At 54.2% G+C, this 24051-nt stretch carries 32 protein-coding genes; 9 read left to right on the top strand and 23 right to left on the bottom strand.

Going from position 1 to position 24051, the window contains the following annotated elements; all coding sequences use genetic code 11:
• The first annotated feature begins 82 nt into the window (after positions 1–82).
• Complete coding sequence (locus tag ABIE48_RS08595) at positions 83–1315, top strand: nucleoside recognition domain-containing protein (RefSeq protein ID WP_192714765.1); 1233 nt, start codon at positions 83–85, stop codon at positions 1313–1315.
• Here ABIE48_RS08595 and coaD read toward each other — a convergent pair.
• From coaD to ABIE48_RS08580, 3 genes are all read right to left on the bottom strand, one after another.
• Positions 1312–1806: a pantetheine-phosphate adenylyltransferase gene (coaD, locus tag ABIE48_RS08590; RefSeq protein ID WP_076168267.1), complete on the bottom strand. Its 495-nt coding sequence runs from the start codon at positions 1804–1806 to the stop codon at positions 1312–1314. The two genes, ABIE48_RS08595 and coaD, sit on opposite strands and share 4 nt — an antisense overlap.
• On the bottom strand, positions 1790–2404 hold the full coding sequence (gene rsmD / locus ABIE48_RS08585) for a 16S rRNA (guanine(966)-N(2))-methyltransferase RsmD (protein WP_192715338.1): 615 nt from the start codon (positions 2402–2404) through the stop codon (positions 1790–1792). The genes coaD and rsmD overlap by 17 nt, the downstream gene beginning before the upstream one ends.
• A gap of 497 nt (positions 2405–2901) precedes the next feature.
• A complete protein-coding gene (locus tag ABIE48_RS08580; protein WP_116231283.1) occupies positions 2902–3222 on the bottom strand; it encodes a WGxxGxxG family protein in 321 nt (106 codons plus the stop codon).
• A gap of 366 nt (positions 3223–3588) precedes the next feature.
• Here ABIE48_RS08580 and ABIE48_RS08575 point away from each other — a divergent pair, with 366 nt between their 5' ends.
• Entirely contained in the window at positions 3589–3954 is a 366-nt protein-coding gene (locus tag ABIE48_RS08575; protein WP_192714766.1) for a hypothetical protein, read from the top strand.
• A 143-nt stretch (positions 3955–4097) separates the two neighbouring features.
• Complete coding sequence (locus ABIE48_RS08570) at positions 4098–4424, top strand: SPW repeat protein (protein ID WP_105443685.1); 327 nt, start codon at positions 4098–4100, stop codon at positions 4422–4424.
• A gap of 230 nt (positions 4425–4654) precedes the next feature.
• Here the strand turns inward: ABIE48_RS08570 and ABIE48_RS08565 are convergent, their stop codons facing one another.
• From ABIE48_RS08565 to ABIE48_RS08535, 7 genes are all read right to left on the bottom strand, one after another.
• Positions 4655–4894 (bottom strand): hypothetical protein, encoded by a 240-nt coding sequence (locus ABIE48_RS08565; protein ID WP_145022011.1) that lies wholly within the window; start codon positions 4892–4894, stop codon positions 4655–4657.
• Positions 4895–5039: 145 nt separating this feature from the next.
• Positions 5040–5153 (bottom strand): sporulation protein YjcZ, encoded by a 114-nt coding sequence (locus ABIE48_RS08560; protein ID WP_192714767.1) that lies wholly within the window; start codon positions 5151–5153, stop codon positions 5040–5042.
• A 122-nt stretch (positions 5154–5275) separates the two neighbouring features.
• Entirely contained in the window at positions 5276–6088 is an 813-nt protein-coding gene (locus ABIE48_RS08555) for a glycoside hydrolase family 25 protein (protein WP_186325905.1), read from the bottom strand.
• 185 nt (positions 6089–6273) lie between these two features.
• Positions 6274–6522 (bottom strand): helix-turn-helix domain-containing protein, encoded by a 249-nt coding sequence (locus ABIE48_RS08550; protein WP_145022017.1) that lies wholly within the window; start codon positions 6520–6522, stop codon positions 6274–6276.
• A gap of 54 nt (positions 6523–6576) precedes the next feature.
• Entirely contained in the window at positions 6577–7230 is a 654-nt protein-coding gene (locus ABIE48_RS08545) for an SGNH/GDSL hydrolase family protein (RefSeq protein ID WP_145022020.1), read from the bottom strand.
• Between the two features lie 129 nt (positions 7231–7359).
• Positions 7360–7950, bottom strand: a complete 591-nt coding sequence (locus tag ABIE48_RS08540) for an HD domain-containing protein (protein ID WP_145022023.1) — start codon at positions 7948–7950, stop codon at positions 7360–7362.
• Between the two features lie 204 nt (positions 7951–8154).
• Complete coding sequence (locus ABIE48_RS08535) at positions 8155–9825, bottom strand: glycoside hydrolase family 13 protein (RefSeq protein ID WP_192714768.1); 1671 nt, start codon at positions 9823–9825, stop codon at positions 8155–8157.
• 237 nt (positions 9826–10062) lie between these two features.
• Here ABIE48_RS08535 and ABIE48_RS08530 point away from each other — a divergent pair, with 237 nt between their 5' ends.
• The 3 genes from ABIE48_RS08530 (at position 10063) to ABIE48_RS08520 (ending at position 13302) form a co-directional block, all read left to right on the top strand.
• Entirely contained in the window at positions 10063–10488 is a 426-nt protein-coding gene (locus ABIE48_RS08530; RefSeq protein ID WP_192714769.1) for a hypothetical protein, read from the top strand.
• Positions 10489–10602: 114 nt separating this feature from the next.
• Positions 10603–12588, top strand: a complete 1986-nt coding sequence (locus ABIE48_RS08525) for a GTP-binding protein (protein ID WP_192714770.1) — start codon at positions 10603–10605, stop codon at positions 12586–12588.
• A 45-nt stretch (positions 12589–12633) separates the two neighbouring features.
• Positions 12634–13302 carry a tetratricopeptide repeat protein gene (locus ABIE48_RS08520; protein ID WP_192714771.1) on the top strand — a complete coding sequence of 223 codons (669 nt, stop codon included), beginning with the start codon at positions 12634–12636 and terminating at the stop codon, positions 13300–13302.
• A 63-nt stretch (positions 13303–13365) separates the two neighbouring features.
• On the opposite strand, the gene ABIE48_RS08515 is transcribed toward ABIE48_RS08520, so the two are convergent.
• From ABIE48_RS08515 to fabF, 5 genes are all read right to left on the bottom strand, one after another.
• Positions 13366–13998 carry a GDSL-type esterase/lipase family protein gene (locus ABIE48_RS08515; protein ID WP_354520605.1) on the bottom strand — a complete coding sequence of 211 codons (633 nt, stop codon included), beginning with the start codon at positions 13996–13998 and terminating at the stop codon, positions 13366–13368.
• A 154-nt stretch (positions 13999–14152) separates the two neighbouring features.
• Positions 14153–14581, bottom strand: coding sequence for a GNAT family N-acetyltransferase (locus tag ABIE48_RS08510; RefSeq protein WP_076168379.1), 429 nt, complete (start codon positions 14579–14581; stop codon positions 14153–14155).
• Between the two features lie 303 nt (positions 14582–14884).
• On the bottom strand, positions 14885–15601 hold the full coding sequence (locus ABIE48_RS08505; protein WP_192714773.1) for a class I SAM-dependent methyltransferase: 717 nt from the start codon (positions 15599–15601) through the stop codon (positions 14885–14887).
• Between the two features lie 107 nt (positions 15602–15708).
• Positions 15709–16155 (bottom strand): zinc ribbon domain-containing protein, encoded by a 447-nt coding sequence (locus ABIE48_RS08500; RefSeq protein ID WP_145022044.1) that lies wholly within the window; start codon positions 16153–16155, stop codon positions 15709–15711.
• Between the two features lie 130 nt (positions 16156–16285).
• Positions 16286–17524, bottom strand: a complete 1239-nt coding sequence (fabF, locus tag ABIE48_RS08495; protein ID WP_192714774.1) for a beta-ketoacyl-ACP synthase II — start codon at positions 17522–17524, stop codon at positions 16286–16288.
• Positions 17525–17777: 253 nt separating this feature from the next.
• Here fabF and ABIE48_RS08490 point away from each other — a divergent pair, with 253 nt between their 5' ends.
• Together ABIE48_RS08490 and ABIE48_RS08485 are read left to right on the top strand one after the other, a co-directional pair.
• A complete protein-coding gene (locus ABIE48_RS08490; protein WP_145022049.1) occupies positions 17778–18626 on the top strand; it encodes a helix-turn-helix transcriptional regulator in 849 nt (282 codons plus the stop codon).
• Positions 18627–18727: 101 nt separating this feature from the next.
• A complete protein-coding gene (locus tag ABIE48_RS08485; RefSeq protein WP_105443693.1) occupies positions 18728–19027 on the top strand; it encodes a hypothetical protein in 300 nt (99 codons plus the stop codon).
• 121 nt (positions 19028–19148) lie between these two features.
• On the opposite strand, the gene ABIE48_RS08480 is transcribed toward ABIE48_RS08485, so the two are convergent.
• The 4 genes from ABIE48_RS08480 to rpiA are packed head-to-tail and all read right to left on the bottom strand — an operon-like array spanning position 19149 to position 21027.
• A complete protein-coding gene (locus ABIE48_RS08480; protein WP_076168389.1) occupies positions 19149–19346 on the bottom strand; it encodes a YwbE family protein in 198 nt (65 codons plus the stop codon).
• On the bottom strand, positions 19343–19810 hold the full coding sequence (locus ABIE48_RS08475; protein ID WP_076168391.1) for a MarR family winged helix-turn-helix transcriptional regulator: 468 nt from the start codon (positions 19808–19810) through the stop codon (positions 19343–19345). The genes ABIE48_RS08480 and ABIE48_RS08475 overlap by 4 nt, the downstream gene beginning before the upstream one ends.
• Before the next feature lie 57 nt (positions 19811–19867).
• Complete coding sequence (locus ABIE48_RS08470) at positions 19868–20332, bottom strand: VanZ family protein (protein ID WP_145022051.1); 465 nt, start codon at positions 20330–20332, stop codon at positions 19868–19870.
• 14 nt (positions 20333–20346) lie between these two features.
• Entirely contained in the window at positions 20347–21027 is a 681-nt protein-coding gene (gene rpiA / locus ABIE48_RS08465; RefSeq protein WP_181909017.1) for a ribose-5-phosphate isomerase RpiA, read from the bottom strand.
• Between the two features lie 112 nt (positions 21028–21139).
• On the opposite strand from rpiA, the gene ABIE48_RS08460 reads away from it, so the two are divergent.
• Positions 21140–21337 carry a hypothetical protein gene (locus tag ABIE48_RS08460; RefSeq protein ID WP_105443696.1) on the top strand — a complete coding sequence of 66 codons (198 nt, stop codon included), beginning with the start codon at positions 21140–21142 and terminating at the stop codon, positions 21335–21337.
• On the opposite strand, the gene ABIE48_RS08455 is transcribed toward ABIE48_RS08460, so the two are convergent.
• Genes ABIE48_RS08455 through ABIE48_RS08440 form a run of 4 tightly spaced genes read right to left on the bottom strand, consistent with a single transcriptional unit; the run spans position 21338 to position 23928 of the window.
• The gene (locus ABIE48_RS08455) at positions 21338–22240 is read right to left on the bottom strand and encodes a GNAT family N-acetyltransferase (RefSeq protein ID WP_105443697.1); all 903 of its coding nucleotides are present in this window, start codon (positions 22238–22240) and stop codon (positions 21338–21340) included. It lies immediately after the preceding gene.
• A 25-nt stretch (positions 22241–22265) separates the two neighbouring features.
• On the bottom strand, positions 22266–22946 hold the full coding sequence (locus tag ABIE48_RS08450; RefSeq protein WP_145022053.1) for an HAD family hydrolase: 681 nt from the start codon (positions 22944–22946) through the stop codon (positions 22266–22268).
• The gene (locus tag ABIE48_RS08445) at positions 22939–23376 is read right to left on the bottom strand and encodes a hypothetical protein (protein WP_145022055.1); all 438 of its coding nucleotides are present in this window, start codon (positions 23374–23376) and stop codon (positions 22939–22941) included. Before ABIE48_RS08445 ends, ABIE48_RS08450 begins: the two co-directional genes overlap by 8 nt.
• A gap of 27 nt (positions 23377–23403) precedes the next feature.
• On the bottom strand, positions 23404–23928 hold the full coding sequence (locus tag ABIE48_RS08440) for a GNAT family N-acetyltransferase (protein WP_192714775.1): 525 nt from the start codon (positions 23926–23928) through the stop codon (positions 23404–23406).
• Positions 23929–24051: the final 123 nt, after the last annotated feature.

The following is a 24051-nucleotide window of genomic DNA, read 5'->3' as shown; positions in this document are numbered from 1 at the left end:
CCATCCCTGCTCCCTGGTCTTATGGTTGTCTTCCCCGCATAGATTGGGTACTAGCTATGTTTACTCTTAAGAGGTGAAAATCATGAAAAAAACGACGCAGCGTCCTTCTCCCAAAGCCATGACGCTTATGCTGGGAGCGTGCGCAGCAGCTCTCGTGGCCGGTATCGTCAGTTCCCCTGCCCCCGCTTTTCAGGCTTCCCTTCAAGGCCTGAACCTATGGTGGAAAATCGTGTTTCCCGGGCTTTTGCCTTTTCTCGTCCTGTCGGAAATTCTGATCGCGTACGGCTGGGTGAGCGCCCTGGGCGCTTTTCTGGAGCCGCTGATGAAGAAGCTGTTCCGGCTGCCCGGCACCGGCGGATGGGTCATGGCCATGGGGCTGACGACCGGTTTTCCGGGCGGTGCCCAGGCGGTTCAGCAGCTTCACGCCCAGGGCAGTCTTCAGGCCGAAGAAGCGGGCAAGCTCGCAGCCTTATCCCACTTCTGCAACCCGGTGATGATTCTCGTCGTGGTAGCCACCGGTCTGATGCACGATCCGGCCCTGGGCTACGGCTTGATCGCCGTTCATTGGATCGCCGGCATCCTGGCCTATCTGACCGTCCACCGGCGCGTCAGAACGAAAGGAGCCGCCCCTGCGTCAGACAAGCCCCGGCAGCAGCGGCTGGAGGGCAAGCCTGCCCCGCTGCCTGCCCGCGTTCTTCAAGCGGCGGAGGAGGCCCGCGCCAAAGACGGACGCAGCTTCGGCCGGCTGCTTGGCGACTCCGTCACGCATGCCGTCCAGGTGCTGATGATGATCGGCGGCTACATCATTATTTTCTCCGTTGTCATCCAAATTGCCGGCAGGGTGACGACCGCCCGGCTTCCGATTCCGGATTACGCATTATCAAGCCTCTTCGAGGTTCATTTGGGCGCCCGGGACATCAGTGCCGCCGCGTTTGCTTCCGGTGGGCTGCAGTGGTCCGTTCTGTCCGCTCTCCTCGGATTCAGCGGCATCAGCGCCCTGCTGCAGTCCATGTCCCTGATCCGCAAAACCGGGGCTCCGCTTATGCCCATGGTCTGGACCCGGATTCTTCATGGTGCGTATGCCTTTGCCCTGACATGGTTGACCTGGGCTCCGCTCGCCGCATTGTTGGGCCGTATTCATCCCGTTTATTCCTCTATCGGCCCGTTCAGCGGCAGCCGCGGCCCGATAGAGGATCTGTGGGTGCTGATGCCCCAGGTGCTGAAGTGGCAGGGACTCCTGCTCGCCTCCATCCTCGGCGCCTTAATCGTCCTTCTGATTGTGGTTCCCCGTCGCGCTAAAACGGTCCGGCGTTAAAATTTACTGCGCAGCGCCTTCTCCACTTCCGGCGGAACCAGATCCGTCACGTCTCCATGATAGGCGGCAATCTCCTTGACGATGCTTGAGCTGAGATAGGAGTACTTCGGATTCGTCATCATAAAGACGGTCTCCGCCTCCGGGTTCAGCTTATGATTGGTCGACGCCATCTGCATCTCGTATTCAAAATCGGTGACGGAGCGAATGCCGCGCATGATAGCCTGGGCATTCTTCTGCCGCACATAGTTGGCCGTCAGGTCGCGGAAGCTGTCCACTTCGATATTCGGGATATGCCCGGTTACCTGCCGGATCAAATCCATCCGCTCTTCTACCGTAAACAGCGGGTTTTTGCTCCGGTTGTTGAGTACAGCAACGATCAGCACGTCAAACTGCTTTGCGGCCCGCTGGATGATGTCGAGATGCCCCATGGTCACCGGATCGAAGCTGCCCGGATATACGGCAATGCGCTGCTTGCTATTCGTTTCGCTCATCTTGCCCTCCTGCCCGCAGATCGTCGTCGGACGAATCCGCTGTATGTTCTTCGTATCTATAGATCGATACGGCCGTTTCACCGTACACCGCATGCCGGATGCAGGTAAACGAGCCGAACTCGGCGGGGTATTCGTAGCCTGACTCATGCTCCAGAACAATGACCGCGCCTTGCCGTAGCATATGCTTGTCCTGCATAAGGAGCATGAGCTCGTCCCCGTTCTTCATCCGATACGGCGGATCCAGAAAAACAGCGTCCAGGACCAGCCCTCGCTTTTCCAACGCCTTCAGCGCCCGGACACCATCGTTCCGGTACACTTCCGCTTGTCCCTCCATCTTGGTCGCCTTGAGGTTCGCCCGAATCGTCTCAATGCTCTTCGGGTCCATGTCGACGAGCACCGCCCGTTCCATGCCCCGGCTGAGCGCCTCGATCGCCAGTCCCCCGGTTCCCGCAAATAAATCGAGAACGGTCCCTCCGTCAAAATAAGGCCCGATCATGCTGAAAATCGCTTCCTTGACCTTGTCGGTCGTCGGGCGGGTACCCATGCCCGGCACCGCCTTCAGCGGTCTGCCCTTTGCGCTTCCCGAAACAACTCTCACTTGCTTTTCACCCATTCTATCGATGAAACCGCAGTTTCACTTGATCTTGTCCGTATTCCGTTATTCTTTATCCTATGGCGTCATATCATGCCGAATTTCGCGAGGGATATCGAATTTTGCGGAATACGCAATTATGACGATATCGTACCACAATCCCCGCAAGTTTGAAAAATGGCCCTTGAGGGATTTTTCATCTTTTTTGGAAAAGCAATGTATAAAACATCTCTGCCTGGGAATGCTTAAATTATCGACATCAAACGAATGTCGTAGACAACCGCGGAGTAAGCTTACGTTTCCCCATAAGCTCTTCGTCCGGTTTCTCCTCTCCCATGAGGGCGTCCCGCAAGGGGCGCCCAATTTTATTTGGTTAACATCCGATTGTATTTGTATCTGGACGCGCTGCTCTTGTGCGGTTTGTTCCTAATCATAAAAAAGCACCCCGTCAGATCACAGAATCTGCAAGGGTGCTTTTGCTTGATTATGGGATGCCGAGTCGCTTAGGAGTGCTCACGGTTTCTTCCGCGGAGTCCAATCAATCCAAGCAGGCCAAGAAGTCCAAGCCATCCCCAATCCATGTCGTTGTTGTCATTAGCTGCGTTGGTACGGATCGTATTGTTATATCCGTTGTTGGTACCGTAGGTGCCGTAAGTATTGTTCATACCGTTGGTGCCATAGGTTCCGTTTGTGTTGTTGGTGCTGTATGTTCCTGTAGTTCCCGTAGTGCCAGTGCCAGTACCATTGCCATACGCAAATGCAGGCACGGCAACACTCATGGAAATGCAGGCTGTGAGCAGGGCTGCAGCGATACGCTTCTTCATCATTTTCACCTCCAGGTATAAGACTTCAATCGTAAGTTTCCCAAATGAGATATCACCTATGCAGTCCGCAGCCCGTATCTATTTCATCCCATGGAATATTTTGTATTTCCCGTTTTACGCAAAAAAATGACCCTGTCACAGCGCCAAGGCCGTCAGGGTCCATTCCGTACTATATATATCAAAGGGGGTTATATATATAAATATACAAACCAATTGTGAATGAAACATTAAAACAGCATTATGCCAGTATTAATTTTTGATGTCTGTTTGGTTACGGGGCATGCGCCCATTTTTACAGGGCACTTATCACGATTTTCGCCTTCCGGCATACGCTGTTTCCATAGTTGAAAAATGGGAGGCGTTAGAATGTCTTTAACTACTGGATCCCCTTATTCCTATTATCCTTATTCCTATTATCCTTATCCTTATCCTTATCCCTATCCTTATCCATACTACTCTCCTTATCCATATCCCTATCCTTATGCCGGATATCCCTATTTTGGCGGATACGGGGGATACGGGGGATACGGGGGATACGGGCATGGCGGGCACTATGACGGTTTTGGCGGCCATGGAGGCTACCCGGGCATTGGAGGTCATGGAAGTTATCACGGTGGCGGAGGCTATGGTAGCCCAGGTGGAGGACACGGCGGGGGACCTGGCGGCCATCGCGAACCATTCGGCAGTGTGCAGGATGACGGCGAATACTTCATCCCTCCTTTCAGCCAATGAAGGAGTCCCGGGGCAAAGATACGCTTTTCTAGGATCCAACTGACTCCAGATGTTAATTTGTGCAGCAGGTCATGAACTGGAATTATTTGCATATGATTTTTACGTATCCTGATGTTGGCAATTTATAAACCGGAGGTGTGTGTATGAAGCTCAGAAGCGTAGACAACACGATTGTCGCTCTGATTGGCATTTGGTTTATTATCGCTCCCTGGATTTTCGGGTTCTCTGACGATAACGGCGCATTGTGGACCAGCGTCATTATCGGTGCCGTTCAGCTGATCGCCTCATTGTGGGCGTTCTCCAGTTCGGGATGGGGCTCCTGGCAAAATTGGATTTCGCTTCTTGCCGGAGTTTGGTTCATCGTATTCCCTTTCGTTTATTCCGTAGATACAAGCGCATTATGGACCAGTATTATTCTTGGTGCCGTAACGGTGCTTCTCAATTTGATCACGATGGGCGCCAAAGATTAAACCCGAAGCATAAAAGCCGCGGATCAGAGTACCTTAGAACAACCCTTGTTACAATCAACTTAAGTTCTTGTTTCTTCTTACTAAAAAATAAAAGCCAGATCAGCCAACACCAGGCACCATGAGCAAATGACTGCAGCGGAGAGCATAGCAAAGCGCAGGCTTGTCCCATTTATAGGGGAGGAACCTGCGCTTTTTCTTTTCCTGATCCTGTCCGTAGGAAAGCCGGGCTGTTACGGTCGATATTTCTTTTCGCTGGAGGAGGAATCTTTGGTGTGCTCTTTATTCTGCTCGTCCTTCATATTTTCGGTTAAATCCTCCACGGGGATCGGATCCACGTTGCGTTCGCTTTCGAAGCGGTCGAACAGGCTTTCGCGCTCGGTGGCATACTGTTCCGGATGATCCATGCGTGCATGTTTTTCGTTTTCATCACGATTCACGGGCTCCTGCCGGTCCTTGTACTCCTTGTCCATGTTTCATCACCTCTTGGAGTACAAATACCCGGCTGCTCAAAAATGAATCATACCCGAAAGTATGTACAGTCTATAGCATCCAAAGAAAGCACCTGTCCCCGGCAGGACGCCGAAAACAGGTGAGCAAACTATATTTCTGTAGACGTTATATCCAGAAAGAACGGGTAATGATGACCAACAAAATAAAGAGGACCAAAATTGCACCTGTCGATGCGAAAGGATTTACGCCGCAGCCATAACCTCCAACGACTCCGCTCATTTCATTCCCTCCTCCGTTTTCATACTCTTATGGTATGAAAGCCCGCTCCCCATGGTCTGGTCAAAGACCCAATTTTCATGGCGGAGCACAGCCTATTTTGCGCGAAAGGTACGTTATGCCAATCAGGATTGCTTCTTGCCCAGGACATTCTGGGTATACTTGAGCAAAATGCTGCCCAGCGTCCCGATATCAACCGGATCTTCGGCCTTCCAGTCGGGACTGATTCCCACCTGGTCGATCAGCCATTGTCTTCCCGACTCTTTCCACTGCGGAGCTGTTTCGCTGGTGTTCGGCGTTGGATTGCTGTATGCTGCCATTAATTCCGCCTCGCTTCCTTTATACTCGTTCAGGTCAACGTCGCCGCTGATCCCCGGCACTTTGCCCTTGTTGGTATACTGGATAAATTCCCAAGCTTTCCAGCCCGCCTTGTTGGCTGGCGTACCACTGCTGTAATAGGCATACCACAGCGGGTAAGAACCGAGCGACGAATCCAGGTAAGAATCGATAAAGCTTGGAAACGTATAGATCATCAGGGTTCGGCCAGTCTGCTGCTTGAATTGGGTTCCCCATGTATTCACGATCTGGCTGATTCGCGCCTTGGTCTGGCCTTCCTTCGTTTCGATATCCAGCACAAACGGCAGCTTGAACGCGGACAGCCCCCCGGCGCTTTCAATCACCTGGAGGAAATGATCCACTTCGTTCTTGACATCATCCGGGGAGGCCGCACGGGTAAAATGGTATGCCCCGACAAGAAGCCCCGCGTTTTTGGCGCCCTGCGCGTTGGCCCGGAAGCGGTCGTCGACGATCCGGGATCCCTCTGTCGCTTTAAGAAAGGCAAACGAATATCCCGCGCCGCGGACCTTCTTCCAATCGATGATGCCCTGCCAATGCGACACATCTATGCCTTTGGCGTGGTTTGCGCTCCGGCTTTGCACTGACAACACCTCCATTCGGATTACCTTTACGGCATATATGGCTGATTGTAAGGTTATTTTATCCATATGTCATAAATGCACAAACGTATGGACAATCCAGACCCATTTGCAAAATGTGCTTCGGCCCACCCTTCCCGCGAAAAAAAAGAAGAAGCCCTGTCAAATCAGAGCTTCTTCCCCGAAATTTAATGCTGAACCGGTTCCGCCAAGGGCCGATCGATCGTCAGCGTTTCCCTTGAGCGGCCCCGCTTATCCATGAGCCCGGATTCCCCGTGCTCGCGGTATTTCCTCATCCATACCTTTAACCTGCCGATGTCGGCGATGCCTAATGCGGCAGCCACTTCTTTTTTGGTCATCCCTTGAAGACGCATATGTACGGCCTTCCGTTTGGTATCCAGGCTGTATGAGCTAAAAACTTGCCCCTTCTTGGCCATCCGTATCACCTCAACCTATATATCGGAAGGCAGGGCAACTTTTTCAATATTAACTTACCAGCTGAAGCCGACCGCTTTCAAAAATTCTCTCGCCAGCGTCATATGTCCTCGGGATCCCGGGTGGACACGGTCCCAGTTCGTAGCCAGCGAAGACAGATAGACATGCTCCGACAACGCGTCGAAAGCAGCCTGCGTATCGACGAAGATGGCGTCAAATTCCGCAGCGACCTTTTTCACAACGGCCCCATAGACGTCCATCGTTGCACGCATCGGGTCGTTCACGTTCGGATCGAGGTAATATGGAGTCATCAAGACGAGCCCCTTCAGCCTCGGCCGTGTCGCTTGTACCAGTTCCCTCAGCGTCGCTTCATATTCGTCCAAATACACATGCTGATCCGGATTCAGCGGACGGTCGAATTGGCGCCACACATCGTTGGTTCCGATCATGATCGAAAGCCAGTCCGGCTTCAGGTCGAGCACGTCGCTCTCCCAGCGCTCCTTCAAATGGCGGACGGTATTCCCGCCGATTCCCGTATTCAGCACCCGGATGTTAAGCTGCGGGTATACCGCGCTCAGCAGCGCGTCGACTTGTGCGACGTAACCGCTGCCCAGCTGGCCGAAGCCGCCTTCCCCGACCGGCCGGACGCGGCCGCAATCCGTAATGGAATCCCCAATAAAGAGTAATGTATCATTTTGGCTCAGCTTCATCGCTTTAGTCCCTCTCCTTTTTGCGTTCAGGCAAGTAATATGTAGATCGCAGTTCGCTTAGCAGTTACTATCATTCTATCACATTGGCGGGGACCGTCTATACTGAAAAGTCCCTTATTCTGTTCGGTATCAGGGGCGGAGATACCCCTGTTTGACCGCATCGTCGATCAAGTGCTGAACCAGCGAATACAGGTCCGGGAGGTCCTCCTGCAAAAAAACGATCCGCGCCCGGACGCGGTCTGCCGCAACTCCGTGTTCCTGCCACGCTTTTCCTCCGGTAAAATAATTGTGAAGCAGCGGCTGAATCCGGTCCATGGCCGCCGCATAGCGCGATTCCTGGGTTTCCCGCTGCTCGAATTCGAGCCACAGGGCCAGCATTTCATCACGCTGATCGACGGGCAGAAGCCCGAAAATCCGCTTGGCCGCGACCATTTCCCGCTCGAATTTCCCCTCCTGTCCCTGCTCATCATAAGCGAAGGTGTCACCTGCATCGATTTCAACCAAATCGTGCACCAAGAGCATTTTCATGACCCGAAGCAGATTTACCTTCCGCTGATCCAAATGCTCCTCGAGCAGCCAGGCCATGAGCGTAATATGCCAGGTATGCTCCGCATCATTTTCGTGCCGGGATTTGTCCATCAGGTACGACTGGCGGTAGATCGTCTTCAGCTTGTCGATTTCCCTGATAAATTCGATCTGCCGGTTCAAACGTTCATTCATGAATAACAACCTCCTATACGTTAGGACGAACATATCATATCCAGCAGCCCATGACAAAACGGACACGCTTCGGGCATTCCCGGCAATTTTTTTCTCCTTTTAACAAAGAAAGGCCCGGCCATGGCCGGGACGCTTTCCTTCATCGCGAGAGTACGTTCTGAGAAGTCTTTTCTTTGAGAAGTCTGTTCTTTGAGCAGCCGGACATTACGTAAACATCCGGTAGACTCTTGCTTCATAAGGGCGCAGCCGCTCGGGTTCCATTCCGTCCTCGGGATAGTTGCCGATGATCAGCTCCCTTTTCATGCCGCTGTACCTGTCGTCAAGTTCAAGGATCGCAGCCGATTCCGAAAAATTCAAAGCGATAAGCCATATCACCTCGCCCAAAGTACGGGTATACGCATAAATCTGCTCGTTATCCTGCAGCAGGAGCTGGTAATCCCCGTATACCATCACGGGATTCTGCTTGCGCAAAGCGATCAGCCGCTGATAATAGTGGAAGACCGAATCCGGATCGCTCATCGACGCTTCCGCGTTGATTTCCTTGTAATTGGGATTGATCCGGATCCAAGGCGTACCTGTCGTAAACCCGGCATTGGGCCCGTCGTTCCACTGCATCGGCGTTCTCGCATTGTCCCTTCCCTTGGCATGGATCGCCTCCATGATCGTTCCCGGATCCGCATTTCCCTGCGTGACCCGTTCCTCGTACATGTTCAAAATTTCAATATCCCGGTAGTCCTCAATGCTGTTAAATTGGATGTTCGTCATGCCGAGCTCCTCGCCCTGATAAATGTAGGGCGTGCCTTTAAGGGTGTGCAGCAGCGTAGCGAGCATTTTAGCCGAAGGAATCCGGTATTTACCGTCATTGCCGAATCTCGACACCATCCGCGGCTGGTCATGATTGTTGAGATACAGGCTGTTCCACCCGTCCTCCGCCAGCCCGGTCTGCCATTTATGAAGCACGCCGCGCAGCTTCTGAAGCGTCCATGGGACCACGGTCCATTTGTCGCCGTCGCCCGCATCGACGTCCATATGCTCAAATTGAAACACCATTTGCAGCTCTTTCCTGTCCGCTCCGGTATATTTCAGAGCTTCTTCCACCGATACGCCCGGTGTCTCCCCAACCGTCATCACATCGTATTTCGACAGCACCTGCTCGTTCATCTCCCGTAAATAGTCATGCACATGCGGGCCGTTCATAAAATAAGGGCTGCCATCTCCAAGTCCGTCCTCCCCGTCGTCTGGAAGCCCCGGAACTTTGGAAATCAGGTTGATGACGTCCATGCGGAAGCCATCCACGCCTTTATCCAGCCAAAAGGTCATCATCTCGTACACCGACTGCCTGAGCTTCGGATTGTCCCAGTTCAGGTCGGGCTGTTTCTTTGAAAACAGGTGCAAATAGTATTCTCCGGTCGTGTCATCATACTTCCAGGCCGACCCGCTGAAAAAGGACCTCCAGTTGTTCGGCGGCATATTCCCGCCTTTACCTAGGCGCCAGATATAATAGTCGCGGTAAGGGTTGTCCCGGGATGAGCGGGACTCCGCAAACCAGGCATGCTCATCCGAGGTATGGTTTACGACCAGATCCATAAGCAGCTTCATTCCGCGTTCGTGCAAGCCGTCCAGAAGCTGCGTCCAATCCTGCATCGTGCCGAATTCGTCCATGATCTCGAAGTAATCGCTGATATCGTAACCGTTATCGTCATTCGGCGACTTGTAGACCGGAGAGAGCCAGATGACGTCTACCCCGAGCTCCTGCAAATAGTCCAGCTTCGACACGATCCCTTGAATATCGCCGACCCCGTCGCCGTCACTGTCTTTAAAGCTGCGGGGATAGATCTGATACACGACGGCTTCTTTCCACCACGTGCGTTCCATATTCGTCATTCCTCCCATTTTGCATATACACCGCCAATGCCATACTCGCGGCAGCAGAATTCCATCCTTTTATGCTTACCCCAACCAGGGCGGCCTATAACGAAACAGCGTGTAAACCGTTATCCGCTGATTTCCCAAATTGCATATGGAACAATTTAACAAAAGGGGTTATAGTACGATAGGGGTCTACCTTATTAAAAGAAGTTCTATATGGACTAGAGCGAAAGGCGGTACACAATGGATTCATTCATCAAAAAATTAGGCTTATGGATCACTGCCGTTCTGTTGATCGTGGTTGCCGGCGCCACACCTGCCTTGGCTGCATCCGCTTCCGGCTGGAATGTCAAACTTGTGAGCGTTCAGTTAGTTAAGAACGAGCATGTTGGCAATGAGTGGTATTACACGGCTTCTGTGAACGGTAAGGAAGTGGAGGAGGGCAGTTCCGTCACCATCAAAAACGTGAGTTCGATCAACCTGTACGCCTACGCCGAAGAACAGGACAAGATCCCGGACGAAGGCAAAGCTCAGAAATCGATTAAAGTCAGCACGCTGACAAAGAAAACCCAGCTGGTGGAGATGAAAGTGACGGTCACGGAGAACCGGGGCCGATATTCGGGAAACCAGGCCGTATGGAAATTCACCTTTCAAATCTCGAAAAAATAAAACTGCTTGCAATCTTTCGGAGTCCTTGAATTCGCGCGAAAAAGGCTGCGGATCGTTCCCCCATGCTATAATAGAGTCACTATAATCCGAAGCATACGGGGTGGCATCAGCGCTATGACGACCAAAGAAACGAGAAACATCGGCATTTTTGCCCATATCGACGCAGGTAAAACGACCACGACCGAGCATATGCTCTTTGAGAGCGGCACGATCCGCACATTGGGCAGCGTGGACCAAGGAACGGCGCTGACCGATTCGCTCGAAGTCGAGCGGGAGCGGGGCATCTCCGTGCGTGCCGCCGCGACCACGCTCCATTGGAAAGGCAAACATATCAACGTCATCGACACGCCGGGCCACGTCGATTTTCTATCCGAGGTGGAGCGGTCGATGCGCGTTATGGATGGGGCCATCCTCATCGTATCCGCGGCCGAGGGCGTTCAATCCCAGACGGAAACGGTGTGGCATGCGCTCCGATCCTTAAACATCCCGACGTTAATTTACGTGAACAAAATGGACCGGACCGGCGTGTCCGCCGCTTCCGTCCTGGATGAAATCAAACGGCTCCTCTCTCCTCACGCCGTCCCGCTTCAAATTCCGATAGGTGAAGCAGAGGACTTTGCCGGCATGCATTCCATTCTGGACCCCGCCAAGGATGGGGAGCTTGAACGTCCGGAGTACGTACAGTTGGTGGAGGCCTGCGCAGATGTGGATGAAGAGCTGCTTTTGCGGGTTATCGAAGGGGAGCCGATTGCGCCGGAGGAGCTGCGAAGCATGCTCGCCCGTCTGACCCGTCAGGGCCGGTTATTCCCCGTCCTCTTCGGCTCATCGCAGAGAGGCATCGGTATCCGAGAGCTGCTGGATCATGCAGCAGCGTATCTGCCCGGGCCAACCGGCGATAATGAGGGCGAGCTTTCGGGCGTCGTGTTCAAAATCGAACGGGAAAAAACGATGGGACGCGCCGCCTACGTCCGGCTCTATAACGGCACTCTGAAAAACAGAGACGCTGTCCGTAACCTGACGCAGGACGTTCAGGAAAAGGTAACCCAAATCCGGAAAATGGACGGACGCAAATTCGCAGATTTGGGGGAGCTGCATGCCGGAGATATCGCCGCGGTATACGGCCTGTCCCAATCCAAGATCGGCGATATTCTGGGCAGCAGCGAGCGCATTCCCCCTTCCCCTTCCATCGCCGTACCGCTGCTAACCGTTCAGGTGCAGGCCGAGGAAGAAACGCGCTATCAGGACTTGGTAGAGGCGCTTCAGGAGCTCACCGACGAGGATCCGCTGCTCGATCTGCAGTGGCTTCCCAACGAGCGGGAGCTTCATCTTAAAGTGATGGGCTCCATCCAGCTCGAAATTTTGTCCAGCCAGCTGGAGAGCCGTTTCGGCCTGAAGGTCCGGTTCGGCCAGCCTTCCGTCATTTATAAGGAAACGCCGAGCCAATCCGGTGAAGGCTTTATCGCTTATACGATGCCCAAGCCGTGCTGGGCCGTGCTCCGGTTCACGATCGAACCGCTCCCCCGCGGGAGCGGCCTCGTATACAGCTCCCAGGTACGGAGCGAAGATCTGCTGACGAGCTACCAGAACGAGGTGGAGCGGCGCGTGCCGGAGGCCCTGCAGCAGGGGCTGCTGGGCTGGGAGGTCACCGACCTCAGGGTAACCCTCGTTGAAGGAGAGCATCATGTGTGGCATACGCACCCGCTCGATTTTGTCGTCGCCACGCCGATGGGCATCATGAACGGCTTGGCCGTGACGGGCACGACCCTGCTGGAGCCGATGCTTCGGTTCCGCATCACCACCCCTGAGGAATACGGGGGCAAAATCCTCAGCGACCTGGTGCAGATGCGCGCGGAATTTGAGCCGCCTTCCATCCTGCACGGACGCTTTATGGTCGAAGGCATCATTCCGGCGGCGACTTCGCTCGAATTTCCGGTGAAGCTGCGGTCCATGACCGGCGGCCGCGGCGTGATGGCTTCCTCGTTTGCCGGATATCAGGAAGCCCCGCCGGAAATCAATGCCGCCCGCCAGAGAAGGGGCGTCAATCCGCTGGATCAATCGAAATACATTTTAAGCGTACGAAGCGCACTGTCGAGCCAATAGGCTGCTCGCTGCAGCCTGGCCCGGCGTTTTTCATAAGGAGGCTTTATGTTTATTAAAATCGCCCTGTTTTTCATACTGGCCCGGCTGCTCGGAAACCCCTTCCTGGCCATCCTTGTCCTGCTGATCATCGTCTACTTGCTGGACAGAAAATTTGTGGGCATTTTTCCGAGCGTGACCAAGCCATTAAAACGGATGAACCGGATATCCAAGCTGAGAGCCCACGTGACGATGAGCCCTAGCGATGTCTCCTCCAAGCACGAGCTCGCCCGCCTGCTGATCGAACGGAAAAAGTATCCTGAGGCGCTCCATCTGCTGGAATCCATCGAAGCCCAGTCGGAGGATTCCGCCGAATATTGGGATGACCTCGGTACCGTCAAGCTCAAGCTGGGACGCATCCAGGAGGGGGAGCAGCATATTCTTCGCGCGCTTGAGCTGAACCCCCGCGTCAAATACGGCCGCCCTTATCTAAGGCTGGCGGATATTTATAAGAGCACCGACCAGGCCAAGGCCGTGAGCTACGTGCAGGAATTCCAGCAGATCCAGTCCTCCTCCTGTGAAGGCTACTACCTGCTCGGGATGATGTACAAAGCCCTGGGCCGGACCCAGGAAGCCAAAGCGGCGTTCCAGGAATCGATCGATCTGTACCGGGCGCTGCCCAAGTACAAAAAGCGCCAGGAACGAAAGTGGGCCGTCCTCAGCATGCTTCGCAAGTGAGTGCGGGGCCCGAGCAGCAAAAAACAGACCCGGCAATCGGATCTGTTTTTTGTGCCGGGCTGCTTAGACCAAAGGCCGATAACCCAACCCGTTAAGCTGTTCCGCAATGACCCGGTACCCCCTGCCGTTTGGATGCAGATGGTCAAGCGACAGCAGTTCCCGTTCCCTTCCCTGAAAGGAACCGTAAATGTTGGCGACCCCCAGGTTTCCGCCGGCGTATCCGTTTAAAAAACGGTTATACTGCTGTACCCAGTAACCCGCCTCTTCAACCTGCGGGTACGGGTTGTACAAGCCTACGACGCGGATAATGTAGGGACCCTGGCCCCCGCCTTTTAACTGGTTGATCGTGCGGAGAACTCCGGACACATTCGTTTTGCACTGGCTCAGCGCCTGATTGAAATGCTGGGAAGCCTTCGAGCCGAACGGTGCGCTTTTGGCCGCCCGGATCAGGTCGTTGCCTCCAATCGAGATCGTAATGATCTCCGCCTGCTTGATCGCCTGCCGCATCGCTCCATTCCGGTTGATGTGCTCATACAAGCCTGATGTCGTCAACCCGTTTACGCCAAAATTTTCATAGGCTACAAAAGCTCTTACATGCTGTTCCGCCATACCCCGATACACTGGAACAAAACCGTTTCCCGGCAAGGCTCCAAAACCGACGGTCAATGAATCCCCTATCGCGGTGTATGAATACACCAAAGCCTTCGCCCCCCTTCTGACTCATAAGCTGCTTACTGCAGTATATGTATCCGGGCCTGGGAGCGAAACGGGACCATGTGCGGGATTTTTGATTTTAAAAACCGGTCCCTTTCCGGAACCGGCTCTCGTTATTTTCATCTGATTTGCCGTTTTATTCCTCATCCTCTTCGGCTTCGTAAACGCAGCGGAAACGCTCCACTCCCGGGAACAGTTCGCCCAGGCTGTGCACCTCAAATCCGATGCTGCGGTAAAAGTCGACCGCCTCCTCATCCGTCTCCGCTACGACCCTGACGGGCTTTTCCTGCGTCAGCACTTCCAGGATCATGCCCCTTCCGTATCCGAGCCCGCGGTTTTCCGGAATGACCGAAATATGGCGGATCAGCAAGGTATCATCCATCTTTTCAAAACCGATCAACCCGACTAGAAGTTCCCCGTCTTCAAAACCGTACAGCTGCCAGGCGTCGTTGGCCTCGTACTGCTGGATCGCCTGCTCAATCGACCGGTCATCGGGAAAAACCGCATAGGAGATGAGCTCCATCGTCTCCGGCTTGCGTATGTAATTTTTGATATTTAACAGCATAGGTTCTGCCTCCTGTAAATTCACATTCACTGCTCTGCCCTATCATGGCAAAAAGAATTCTGTTTCGTTACTGTACCTTGTCTGCGCGTAAATTTCAACCGGACCGAATCTGCAGGGTGGCCCTGGAGCAAGCAGAACTCCTCCTGACGTCTCGCATGTCATCGCGTTTCCAACCCTAGCGTATTTGAGCGAAAAAAAGCCCCGTCAGCCGCTGGCTGTCATGGGGCAAAGGTTTGATAGATCTCATATCTTGATCAAACAGTTAAGCGGCGTAGGAGGGCTGCAGCTGCACGCACATCGGTTTTATCGGATCTTCTGTGCGGCAAACGTAATCAGGGAACAGCGAAAATCGATGCTGCGCCCATCCTTCACTTCCTCGATGCTCTGCGGTACCACCCGTTCGATCAGGATGTTCCAATCCCGGTAATGCTGCTGAAGCAGGGCCATAGCGTCCTGCTGCGCCAAATTGGTCTCGATTAATCCCTTCCGAACTTCTCCGGTTACCCGGTTAACTTCCTCTACGTCCGTGCTCATGGTGATACAGTGGATTCCGCCGGTCCGCGTCCCGCGCTTCATCCGGTCCAGCACCTGTTCCAGTGCGTCTACCGATGACGTATGCTCCAGTGCCGAGCACGCAATAATGTAATCGTAGGCATTCGCCTCGATCGCGTAATGCTCCACATCGGCGGCCTCAGATTCAACCAGCTCCTGTACACCGAATTCCACTGCGTATTCCTTAAGCTTGGCAGCGGCATCCTCCAATAGATCCACCCCGACCAACCGGCTCCGGGTTCCGCGCAACCGCTCGGCGACCGGAATCGTATTGCGGCCGACGCCGCAGCCGAGATCGAGCACCTGCGCATCCTCGCGATGCTGGAGCAGCCGCTCCAGCATTTCCATGACGACCGGTCCCGGCTGAGCCATCCAGGTACCCTGTTCAAACAGATCGTTATCTTCGTAAAAGCGCTGATGGTACTCCGCTTCCGAAGCCCTCGCTGCTTCAAAATGTTCTTTGGTCATCGGCCAGCCTCCTTAGTTAACAAGCTTCTACTTAAGATATACCCAAAGAAGTAGCCCCCGACCAGGCTGGCAGCCGAATTTCTTCTAGAAAATGATGGCGACACGCATTAAAAAAAGTACTTCACCGCAATCACGATCAGCCCGAGAACCATCAAAAGCTGCCCGGCGATCCGTTTATCCGGATCGCCGAGAACGACGGCCACCCCGCCTATGATGAGACCGGCCGGAGGAAACACCACCGTCGCCAGAATCAGCAAAATGATCGACACCGCACTTGGTCTAAACGGATCTTCATCCGGTTCTTCATAAATCGGTGCAGCGGGCTTTTTATAAATCGTCGTCCCGCAAAACTTGCACTTTCTCGCCCCCGGTTCGAGCTGTTCACCGCATGCAGGGCAGATGTTCTCATCGCGTCCGAGCGATATGCCCGCCCCTTTGTCGGCATCCGGAGTTCCGGCCACTTCGGCATTCTGCAAGGAACTGCCGCAGCGTACGCAGGTCCACGCCTGCTCCGGATTGGATTCCCCGCACTTCGGACAAATTTTGACGGCCAATTCTCATCCCCTCCAGTTATGGGTGCTGACTTATGGATAGATATCCCCATCATACCATATCGGTCCAGAGGACCGGGACTCGAGGGATTGGCCGCCAAAGAGAAGCCCGGAGGAAGGGATACGCCCTTGGTTACGCTTCGAATCGCTTCAAAACGATGACAGCATTATGACCGCCAAAACCGAAGGAATTGGACATGCCGATCTTGACTTCAGCGGTGCGCGCGATATTCGGAACATAATCCAGGTCGCAATCCGGGTCCGCTTCCCGCAGATTGATCGTCGGCGGAATCACGCCTTCCAGCAGCATCTGTACCAAAGCGATGGCTTGAGCGCCACCGGAAGCCCCAAACATATGTCCGAGCATCGATTTGTTCGCCGTCACCGGAACACGGTAAGCCGCCTCGCCGAACAAGCGCTTGATGGCCTGCGTCTCGGACTTGTCCCCGACTTCCGTACTCGTGGCATGAGCGCTGACCACATCGACGTCCACCGGACGGACGGCGGCTTCCTGAAGGGCAAGCCTCATCGCGTTGTAGGCTCCGATGCCTTCCGGATGGGAAGCGACAATATGATAGGCATCCGAAGTCGCCCCATACCCGGCTACCTCCGCATATATGCGGGCGTTCCGGCGGCGGGCGTGGGACAGCGACTCCAGCACTAGGATGCCCGCGCCTTCGCTCATGACGAACCCGTCGCGGCCAGCATCGAACGGGCGGCTTGCCAGCTTCGGATCCCCGTCCCATGCCGAAAGGGCCGTAGCATTGCCGAAGCTCGCCATCGAAATTTCGGAAATGGCCGCTTCCGTTCCGCCGACGATCATGACGTCCGCACCGCCCGAGCGGATCAGCCGGAACGCCTCTCCGATGCTTGTATTGCCGATCGAGCATGCCGTAACCGGCGACATCGTAGGTCCGGTGAAGCCGAACCGGATGCTGATCGTCGCCGCGGCCATATTCGAGATTATCATCGGGACGAGCAGCGGGCTGACTCGTTCCGGTCCCCGGGAACGAAGAACGTCCCCCTGCTCCATCAATGTCCCGATGCCTCCGATACCGGAGCCGACGTACACACCCGTCCGCTCCTTATCCAGGCGGTCCATGTCCAGTTCCGCATCCTTGAGCGCGTCTTCAGCCGCCGCCAGCGCAAATTGGCAGAAGCGGTCCATCCGCCGGGCTTCCTTGCGGCCGAACCTTGCCTCCGCATCAAAGTCCCGCACGATGCCGGCGACGGAAGCCTTCATGCGGGACGTATCAAACGCATCGATCCGGGATATTCCCGACTCGCCTCGAATCATGGCATTCCAAAAGCCGGGTACCGTGCTGCCCAGCGGTGAAACCAGCCCCATTCCTGTAACGACAACCTTCTCCATCTGGTATTCCTCCCAAACTCAAATTATGATATTATCTTTCCATAGCATTTATCCTATTACAAGTTATAGTTTATCCTAGTATAATCAACACCATCATAATCAACACCATCATAATGAACACCATCATAAGAAACACCCGGATGGCAACGGAACCTACGATGGAACTTATAATTGGATGTGCAAATAGAACTGAATCTAGATCTACAAAAGGAACTGCAAATGGGTCTTAACTTTGAAAGAGGTGCAAGAACAGATGAACCAGCAGACACGGCTTAATGCGCTTTCCGCTTTTTTGAAAAACCAGCGGGCCAAGCTGCAGCCGGAAACGGTCGGACTTCCGCAGGGCACCCGCCGGCGGACGCCCGGACTCCGGCGGGAAGAAGTGGCACAGCTCGCCGGGGTCAGCAGCACCTGGTATACTTGGCTTGAACAGGGACGGGACATCAAAGTGTCCGCTTCAGTGCTCGACTGCGTCGCGTCCGCGCTCCGGCTGACAGCGGACGAGCGGAAATATTTATTTTCGCTCGCCCTGGAGAGCGGCTCTGCTGCCGCCCCGATTCAGCAGGAGCACCCGCAGATCAGCCCGGCCCTGCAAAAAATCGTGGACGAGCTCCACTACTGTCCAACGATCATCTCCGACCGGCGTTTCCAGATTGTCGGCTGGAATGAAGCGGCCGCTCACGTGTTTCTCGACTTTACCCAGATTCCGCCTGAGGAGCGGAACCTGATCCGCCTTCTGTTTACCCGCAAGGAGCTGCGGAGGCTGGCGGTTAACTGGGAGCATTTTATTATGGGGTTTTTGTCGATCTTTCGCGCGTATTACGGGCAGTACGTCGATGACGAATGGTATGAGCAGTTTCTGCGGGAAATGGAGAATACCGATCCCGAATTCCTGACGCTGTGGAAACAGAGCCAGGTCAGCTCGGCACCGGAGGTGCTGATTGAGTTCAGGCATGCCAAAGCCGGAAAGATGCTGTTCGATTTAACGTCGCTGCAGGTACAGGGCGGCAGCGATTTGCGCTGCAGCATCTATACGCCGTGCGCCGGATCTCCGACCGAAACCAAGCTGAAGCGTCTGATGCAGCGTACGGCAGACGCTTAATCGGCAAGCAGGAATTTGCCAGGCGGAATAACTGGAAATGTGCGAAGACGTACGAATCATATCCGAAGACGAATGACGAAATAGATGGGGATGAATACAGGATGGCTTTTGGAATTAACCGCATTGAACTGAACCGGTGGAAGGAGGCGGTCAGCCGGGGAGAAATCGCGTATTTGACGCACTACTGGCTGGACCCGCGTTTTCCCGGGATGACGACGGTTACCAAGGTCGGCTGCTCGGATTTGGACCGGCTCGCCGGCTGGTGCGTCAGCCACGGACTTTCACCGAAATATATACACAACCGCTCTCCTTTTCCCCATTTTGACCTGATCGGGCCAAAACAGCGCGAAATTTTGCGCAAAGAAAAGCAGTGGGATCAGGTTGAACGGTTTCATCTGTGACCGTCCGAGGAATAACGGTCATCAATACAAAAAGAAAAACAGCCGCTCCCGCCCTTCCGGCGGGCAGCGGCTGTTTTTCATGCTTCAGCACGACTGCCAAGATTGTTCTGTTCCTAACACTTTATGGCGTGATGATTTCCTGCACCCGGCCGACCTGCCCGTCCGTCAGCCTGACCTTAATGCCGTGCGGATGCTGGGCGGAATTGGTCAGGATATCCTTCACGATGCCGCGTGTCCTTTTGCCTGTACGCTGGTCCTGCTTCAGTACGATATCGACCTCGAGTCCGGGCCTGATGTTTGCGCGAAGCTGTCCGTTCATATAGCCCCACTCTCCTTGAATTTCCGCTCTGCTGACAATCCGAGCTTGCGCAGAAGCTGAATCGCCTGCATCTTCTCTTCGCTGTCCAGATCTTCCACCGCGCGGACCAGAACCTGCTGATGCTGAGGAAAAATACTCTGGAAGAATGCTCTCCCCTCATCCGTCAGATCTGCAAATATGACCCGTCGGTCGTCCGGCGACGCCTTGCGGACAAGCAGATTCTTTTTCTGCAGCTTATCCGCCACGTACGTAATGTTCCCGCTGGATATCAATACCTTCTCCCCGATTTTTTGCAGTGGTTGGGGCCCTTTGTGATACAGCAGATCCAGGACTCCAAATTCCGTTGAATTCAAACCGTGGCTTTGAATATCACGAATGGAGTGGGCAACTACTGAATTATAGGCGCGGGCAAGGACAATAAATAAATCCAGGGACAATTCATCGTTGCTAGTTTTACCAGCCATGTAAAAACCTCCAAACGCGCTATCTTAATGCTAAGATAATCGAAAGACGCGATGATGTCAAACCTTTGTTCCTCTTTTTGTACCGATCCGTTCCCGCCAAATGCTGGAGATCAACCATCCGATCCACACGCCCGCTGTATTCAGGATCACGTCATCCACGTCAAAGCTGCCTACCCGCAGCAGCATCTGCGCCCATTCCACGACCAGGATGGACGAAACGAAGACGGCCGTAAGCACAAGCCACGACTGCAGCTTCTGGATCAGCAGCGGCAGCAGGAGGCCGAAAGGGACGAACACCGCCATATTGCCGAACAAATTGATGATCCATGTTTTCGGGGACATGGTCCAGCCATACTGTATGTACAGCCGGATCGTCCGCAAAGGAATCACATTATAATGAAAGGATGAACCCGGGCTCCGTCCGAACCCCAGGAACATCCAATAGAGGAGAAGAAGTGTATAAGCGACGATCAACACGGTCAGCAAATTTCGCCATGCAGCGGACAAGTCCGGTTGTTTCATGAAATGCGCCTGACCTACCGGTTTAACGGACGCTCCATGATTTTAACCGTTCCGTCGCTGCCGGCGATGACTGCCCGGTCCGCCATTCCAATGAACAACCCGTTGTCCACCACGCCCGGAATGTATAACAGCTGCTGATGCAGCTTCGCAGGGTCGGCAATCTCCCCAAAGCGGCAATCGGCGATATAGTTTCCGTTGTCGGTGACGTACAGCTGGTCGTTATCGGTGCGCAGCTGCGGGCTGCATCCGAGCTTCTCCAGCGATCCCAGCGTCCATTCATGCGCAAACGGGATGATCTCCACCGGGAGGGGAAATGCGCCCAGCGTATTCACTACTTTGTGCTCATCGGCAATAATGATCAGCTGCTTGCTGTGGTAGGCAACGATTTTTTCCCGCAGCAGCGCTCCGCCCCCGCCTTTAATCAGGCTCAGTTCCGGATTGACTTCGTCTGCACCGTCAATAGTCAGGTCCAGCCCGTCCAATTGGTGAAAAGGCACCAGCGGAATCCCTTCCTCGGCCGCCAGCTTCTCCGAAGCCTTGGAGGTCGCCACGGCCTGTATCGTCATCCCTTCCCTGACGCGTTCACCGATTCTCTTGATCGCCCAGTAAGCGGTGGAGCCTGTCCCCAGACCGACACGCATGCCGTCCTCAACGTATTCAACCGCTTTTTCCGCAGCCATTTTCTTCAGATTCATATTCCTCATCATCTCCTTGGTATAGTGGATGGGCCGATTCGGTTATGGACCTGCCCTTCAAGACTGGTATAATCATCATGGTACCGCAACAACTGCACATGGAGGGTTATCAATGAGAACCGAAAACCAGATTAAATCCAAAATGAACGAACTGCTGATGCAAAAAAAGTCGCTGCTCTCCCGCATCGAATCGGCTGAACCGGACACGCCGGTTCACGCCTCGCTGTCTGCCCAGCTGCTCCGCGTCGAAGACATGCTGACCATGCTGGAATGGGTCTTAAACGAACCCACAGGCAGCTATCATATGTAACTATTCGCCCGCCCGGTCGAATACATACACGATGGAATCCGCCGCCGGCTCGTAGCCGATATTCATGTAAATATGGTTGGACACCGGATTGCTGAGATCCGTGTACAGGCAGGTGAACTCGTAATCACTGCTTAGGAGCCGCCGGGTCAGTTCGGCTACGGATGAGCTTGCATAGCCCCTTCCGCGCAGCTCGGGAGGCGTGTAAACCAGCGTGACCACGATACCGCGTCGGGTCGGGCGCGATTTTTGGACCATGGAGACCGGTCCCCCATCATCCCAAATATAGAGGGAAGACAAGGTGACTCCCCTTCTGGCAATCCGTTCGGCGTCCTCCTGCGGGATCGGCTCCAGCGCTTCGCGGCTGAAGTCCAGCACCCACCTTGTAAGGAGCGGCAGATCATCTGGCCCAGCTTCCCTCAAGTGCCCCCCGCTTTCGGAAATAGGGTTTACTTTCGTGCAGCGGTATATCCGCTGATTCATTCCGACATGGTAGGAAATGCCGGTCTTGTCGCGCCACACCTCCGCAAACATTTCAGCGGTTGACGTTAACCCAATAATGCTAGGGATTTGGGATACCTCACCCTGACGGATGATATAGTCCACCGCCTCGCAACAGCAAGTCCGAAGCTGTTCCGGGCCGCCGACTTCATCGCTTGCGTACAGAATCAGATGCGACAGCGTCTGGATGAGTATGAGCAGGGGCTGCTCTCCGTTCTGAACCGTCGCCAGAAACAGCCGGCTGCTTCCCTCCCCATGCCGCGGAATGCCGCCTTCTTCTTTCATCGTGTCTACCAACCGGTACAGAATGCCAAGCGGAAGATTGTTCAGCAGTTCATTCTCAAGCAGCACCGGCTCCGTATGCTCCAAAAATGCTTCCGGATCCTGAAATTGAACGACATGCATTCGCCTTCCCTCCTTCGCCTCTTGTTTATCCTTTGCCCTGATTTAACCTGCCAATCAGCTCCGCCACTTGAAGCGGCGAGGTGAACCGATAATCGGGAACGGGAAGAAGATTGCTGCTCTGAATCGTTTCAAACCACATTGCACCGCCGATCCGGGTGCCTGCCGCCCGCCCGGCTGCCATATCGGCGTTGCTGTCCCCGATAAACAGCGTATCTTCCGGCATTACTCCGAGCACGGCCATCGCCCTATCGAGGCCCTCCCGATCCGGCTTGGGACGGGTAAGCTCATCCCCGGCAAAGCCAACGGTGAAATAAGACCCCATAGCGAGCTTGGCCGAAGAAATGTCGAGCGACCTGCGGCTTTTGCCTGTGATGATGCCCATCGGAATGGACATGTCCTGCAGCCGGTTCAGCATGCCGCGGATTTCTTCCGAAAGCGTGAGCATCCGGTCGTGATATGCGTCGTAGATCCGATAGTAGTCGTCAATAGCTTCCGGCAGTGACTCGTGAGATTTCAAAACCTGGCTGATAATGCCTTCCTCTGTCGGTCCAAACCAAGCCATGATCTCTTCGTTGCTGTACTCCTTCGCAGTATACTTGCGGAATACTTCCTGAAACGCGTAAAAAGACAATGGCAGCGTATCCGCCAGCGTGCCGTCGAAATCAAACAACACCGCCCGAATCGGCCGCTTTGTCAAGTCATCCATTGACCAGCCCCCCTGACGCGTTTAACTTGTGGTCCAAACGGGCGACAGCCTCCTTCTCCTCTTCGCCGATGACCGCTTCCATGACAGGAGACGCCGCCTTGAGCCGGCCCTTCGCGAGCACGTCCGCCAGCTTAGTCTCCATGATGCCGGTTGCTTCGGACAGCTTCAGCTCCCTTTCCCCGGTTACCCTGCTTAAGTACGCATACATCGTTCCTTGAGGATCCTCATACAAAATTCGATAAATCGGGGTGAAACGGCTGTTCTCCTCTTCATCTAAGCGGCTTGTCACCTGCACCGTATAGGTGTAGTGAATCGGTCTGGGGCCGGGCTGCTTCTTCTGTTCTGCGATGATTTTGGAATTTTTCCAAGCGAGCACGCCCGCCCCGATCATGATGAGAATACCTATTCCGAATGCAAAATACACGAACACTGCCCGTTCACCTCTATTTCCTCTGTCTTACAGCTTCTTGAGCATATGAATGTCTTCCGGCTCCTGCTGATACAGCTCCTCATCCACTTCCTCGGTGAGGTTTCCGCCGTTGGCACGATAGAAGCCGACCGCTGATTCCGTTTCCGTCGAGGATATGTATAAATAGCTCGCTCCGCGCTCCTTGGCCACGCGGCTCAGCTCGTTCATGATCCGGGTAGCCAGCCCTTGTCTCCGGTATGGCCGGCTGACATACATCAGATCCACCTGCAGCTGGTCTTGGTTGCGGCCTCTGAACCGGTGTCCGAGCACGCCAAAGCCGGCGAGCACTTCGCCGTCGAACGCCCCGTATGCCGTGCCTCCCTGCTCCAGCTCACGCTGGAAGCGGTTGACCATTTCATCCGTATGTTCCTCATCCCAGGTCGGACATTCATGTCCCATCGGAACGGTTTCAAGCTGCCCGTCGTTCATTTTGTAAATCCGGTCGATCTGTTCGGACCGGTCGATTTGGCGGATCTTGTCCGCCTCGTTCACATGCATTTGTCTGATAATCATAAGAAATTACCTCCATATTTTTAATGAAATCGAAGCTTTCTTTGATTACCCTAAACAGAAAATGCAGTCATTGCATGAATAATTGCAAATCAACCCCCTTCTTACTGATTCCATTATACAAAA

The organism is Paenibacillus sp. OAE614 (assembly GCF_040546645.1).
GTDB lineage: Bacteria > Bacillota > Bacilli > Paenibacillales > Paenibacillaceae > Paenibacillus_AQ > Paenibacillus_AQ favisporus.
The sequence above is the reverse complement of the archived record's forward strand: the minus strand, read 5'-3'. Positions and strand labels throughout refer to the sequence as shown.

Excerpts from the sequence above, each read along its gene's own strand:
- ABIE48_RS08470 (WP_145022051.1), bottom strand. The coding sequence starts at position 20,332 with ATGAAACAACCGGACTTGTCCGCTGCATGGCGAAATTTGCTGACCGTG.
- coaD (WP_076168267.1), bottom strand. The coding sequence starts at position 1,806 with ATGAGCGAAACGAATAGCAAGCAGCGCATTGCCGTATATCCGGGCAGC.
- ABIE48_RS08550 (WP_145022017.1), bottom strand. The coding sequence starts at position 6,522 with ATGGCCAAGAAGGGGCAAGTTTTTAGCTCATACAGCCTGGATACCAAA.
- ABIE48_RS08540 (WP_145022023.1), bottom strand. The coding sequence starts at position 7,950 with ATGAATGAACGTTTGAACCGGCAGATCGAATTTATCAGGGAAATCGAC.
- ABIE48_RS08580 (WP_116231283.1), bottom strand. The coding sequence starts at position 3,222 with ATGAAGAAGCGTATCGCTGCAGCCCTGCTCACAGCCTGCATTTCCATG.
- ABIE48_RS08525 (WP_192714770.1), top strand. The coding sequence starts at position 10,603 with ATGACGACCAAAGAAACGAGAAACATCGGCATTTTTGCCCATATCGAC.
- ABIE48_RS08440 (WP_192714775.1), bottom strand. The coding sequence starts at position 23,928 with ATGATTATCAGACAAATGCATGTGAACGAGGCGGACAAGATCCGCCAA.
- ABIE48_RS08510 (WP_076168379.1), bottom strand. The coding sequence starts at position 14,581 with ATGCTGTTAAATATCAAAAATTACATACGCAAGCCGGAGACGATGGAG.
- ABIE48_RS08575 (WP_192714766.1), top strand. The coding sequence starts at position 3,589 with ATGTCTTTAACTACTGGATCCCCTTATTCCTATTATCCTTATTCCTAT.
- ABIE48_RS08455 (WP_105443697.1), bottom strand. The coding sequence starts at position 22,240 with ATGCATGTCGTTCAATTTCAGGATCCGGAAGCATTTTTGGAGCATACG.
- ABIE48_RS08560 (WP_192714767.1), bottom strand. The coding sequence starts at position 5,153 with ATGAGCGGAGTCGTTGGAGGTTATGGCTGCGGCGTAAATCCTTTCGCA.
- ABIE48_RS08490 (WP_145022049.1), top strand. The coding sequence starts at position 17,778 with ATGAACCAGCAGACACGGCTTAATGCGCTTTCCGCTTTTTTGAAAAAC.
- ABIE48_RS08565 (WP_145022011.1), bottom strand. The coding sequence starts at position 4,894 with ATGGACAAGGAGTACAAGGACCGGCAGGAGCCCGTGAATCGTGATGAA.
- ABIE48_RS08475 (WP_076168391.1), bottom strand. The coding sequence starts at position 19,810 with ATGGCTGGTAAAACTAGCAACGATGAATTGTCCCTGGATTTATTTATT.
- ABIE48_RS08505 (WP_192714773.1), bottom strand. The coding sequence starts at position 15,601 with ATGACCAAAGAACATTTTGAAGCAGCGAGGGCTTCGGAAGCGGAGTAC.
- ABIE48_RS08450 (WP_145022053.1), bottom strand. The coding sequence starts at position 22,946 with ATGGATGACTTGACAAAGCGGCCGATTCGGGCGGTGTTGTTTGATTTC.
- ABIE48_RS08535 (WP_192714768.1), bottom strand. The coding sequence starts at position 9,825 with ATGGAACGCACGTGGTGGAAAGAAGCCGTCGTGTATCAGATCTATCCC.
- rpiA (WP_181909017.1), bottom strand. The coding sequence starts at position 21,027 with ATGAATCTGAAGAAAATGGCTGCGGAAAAAGCGGTTGAATACGTTGAG.
- ABIE48_RS08595 (WP_192714765.1), top strand. The coding sequence starts at position 83 with ATGAAAAAAACGACGCAGCGTCCTTCTCCCAAAGCCATGACGCTTATG.
- fabF (WP_192714774.1), bottom strand. The coding sequence starts at position 17,524 with ATGGAGAAGGTTGTCGTTACAGGAATGGGGCTGGTTTCACCGCTGGGC.
- ABIE48_RS08545 (WP_145022020.1), bottom strand. The coding sequence starts at position 7,230 with ATGAAGCTGAGCCAAAATGATACATTACTCTTTATTGGGGATTCCATT.
- ABIE48_RS08480 (WP_076168389.1), bottom strand. The coding sequence starts at position 19,346 with ATGAACGGACAGCTTCGCGCAAACATCAGGCCCGGACTCGAGGTCGAT.
- ABIE48_RS08570 (WP_105443685.1), top strand. The coding sequence starts at position 4,098 with ATGAAGCTCAGAAGCGTAGACAACACGATTGTCGCTCTGATTGGCATT.
- ABIE48_RS08460 (WP_105443696.1), top strand. The coding sequence starts at position 21,140 with ATGAGAACCGAAAACCAGATTAAATCCAAAATGAACGAACTGCTGATG.
- ABIE48_RS08485 (WP_105443693.1), top strand. The coding sequence starts at position 18,728 with ATGGCTTTTGGAATTAACCGCATTGAACTGAACCGGTGGAAGGAGGCG.
- ABIE48_RS08520 (WP_192714771.1), top strand. The coding sequence starts at position 12,634 with ATGTTTATTAAAATCGCCCTGTTTTTCATACTGGCCCGGCTGCTCGGA.
- ABIE48_RS08530 (WP_192714769.1), top strand. The coding sequence starts at position 10,063 with ATGGATTCATTCATCAAAAAATTAGGCTTATGGATCACTGCCGTTCTG.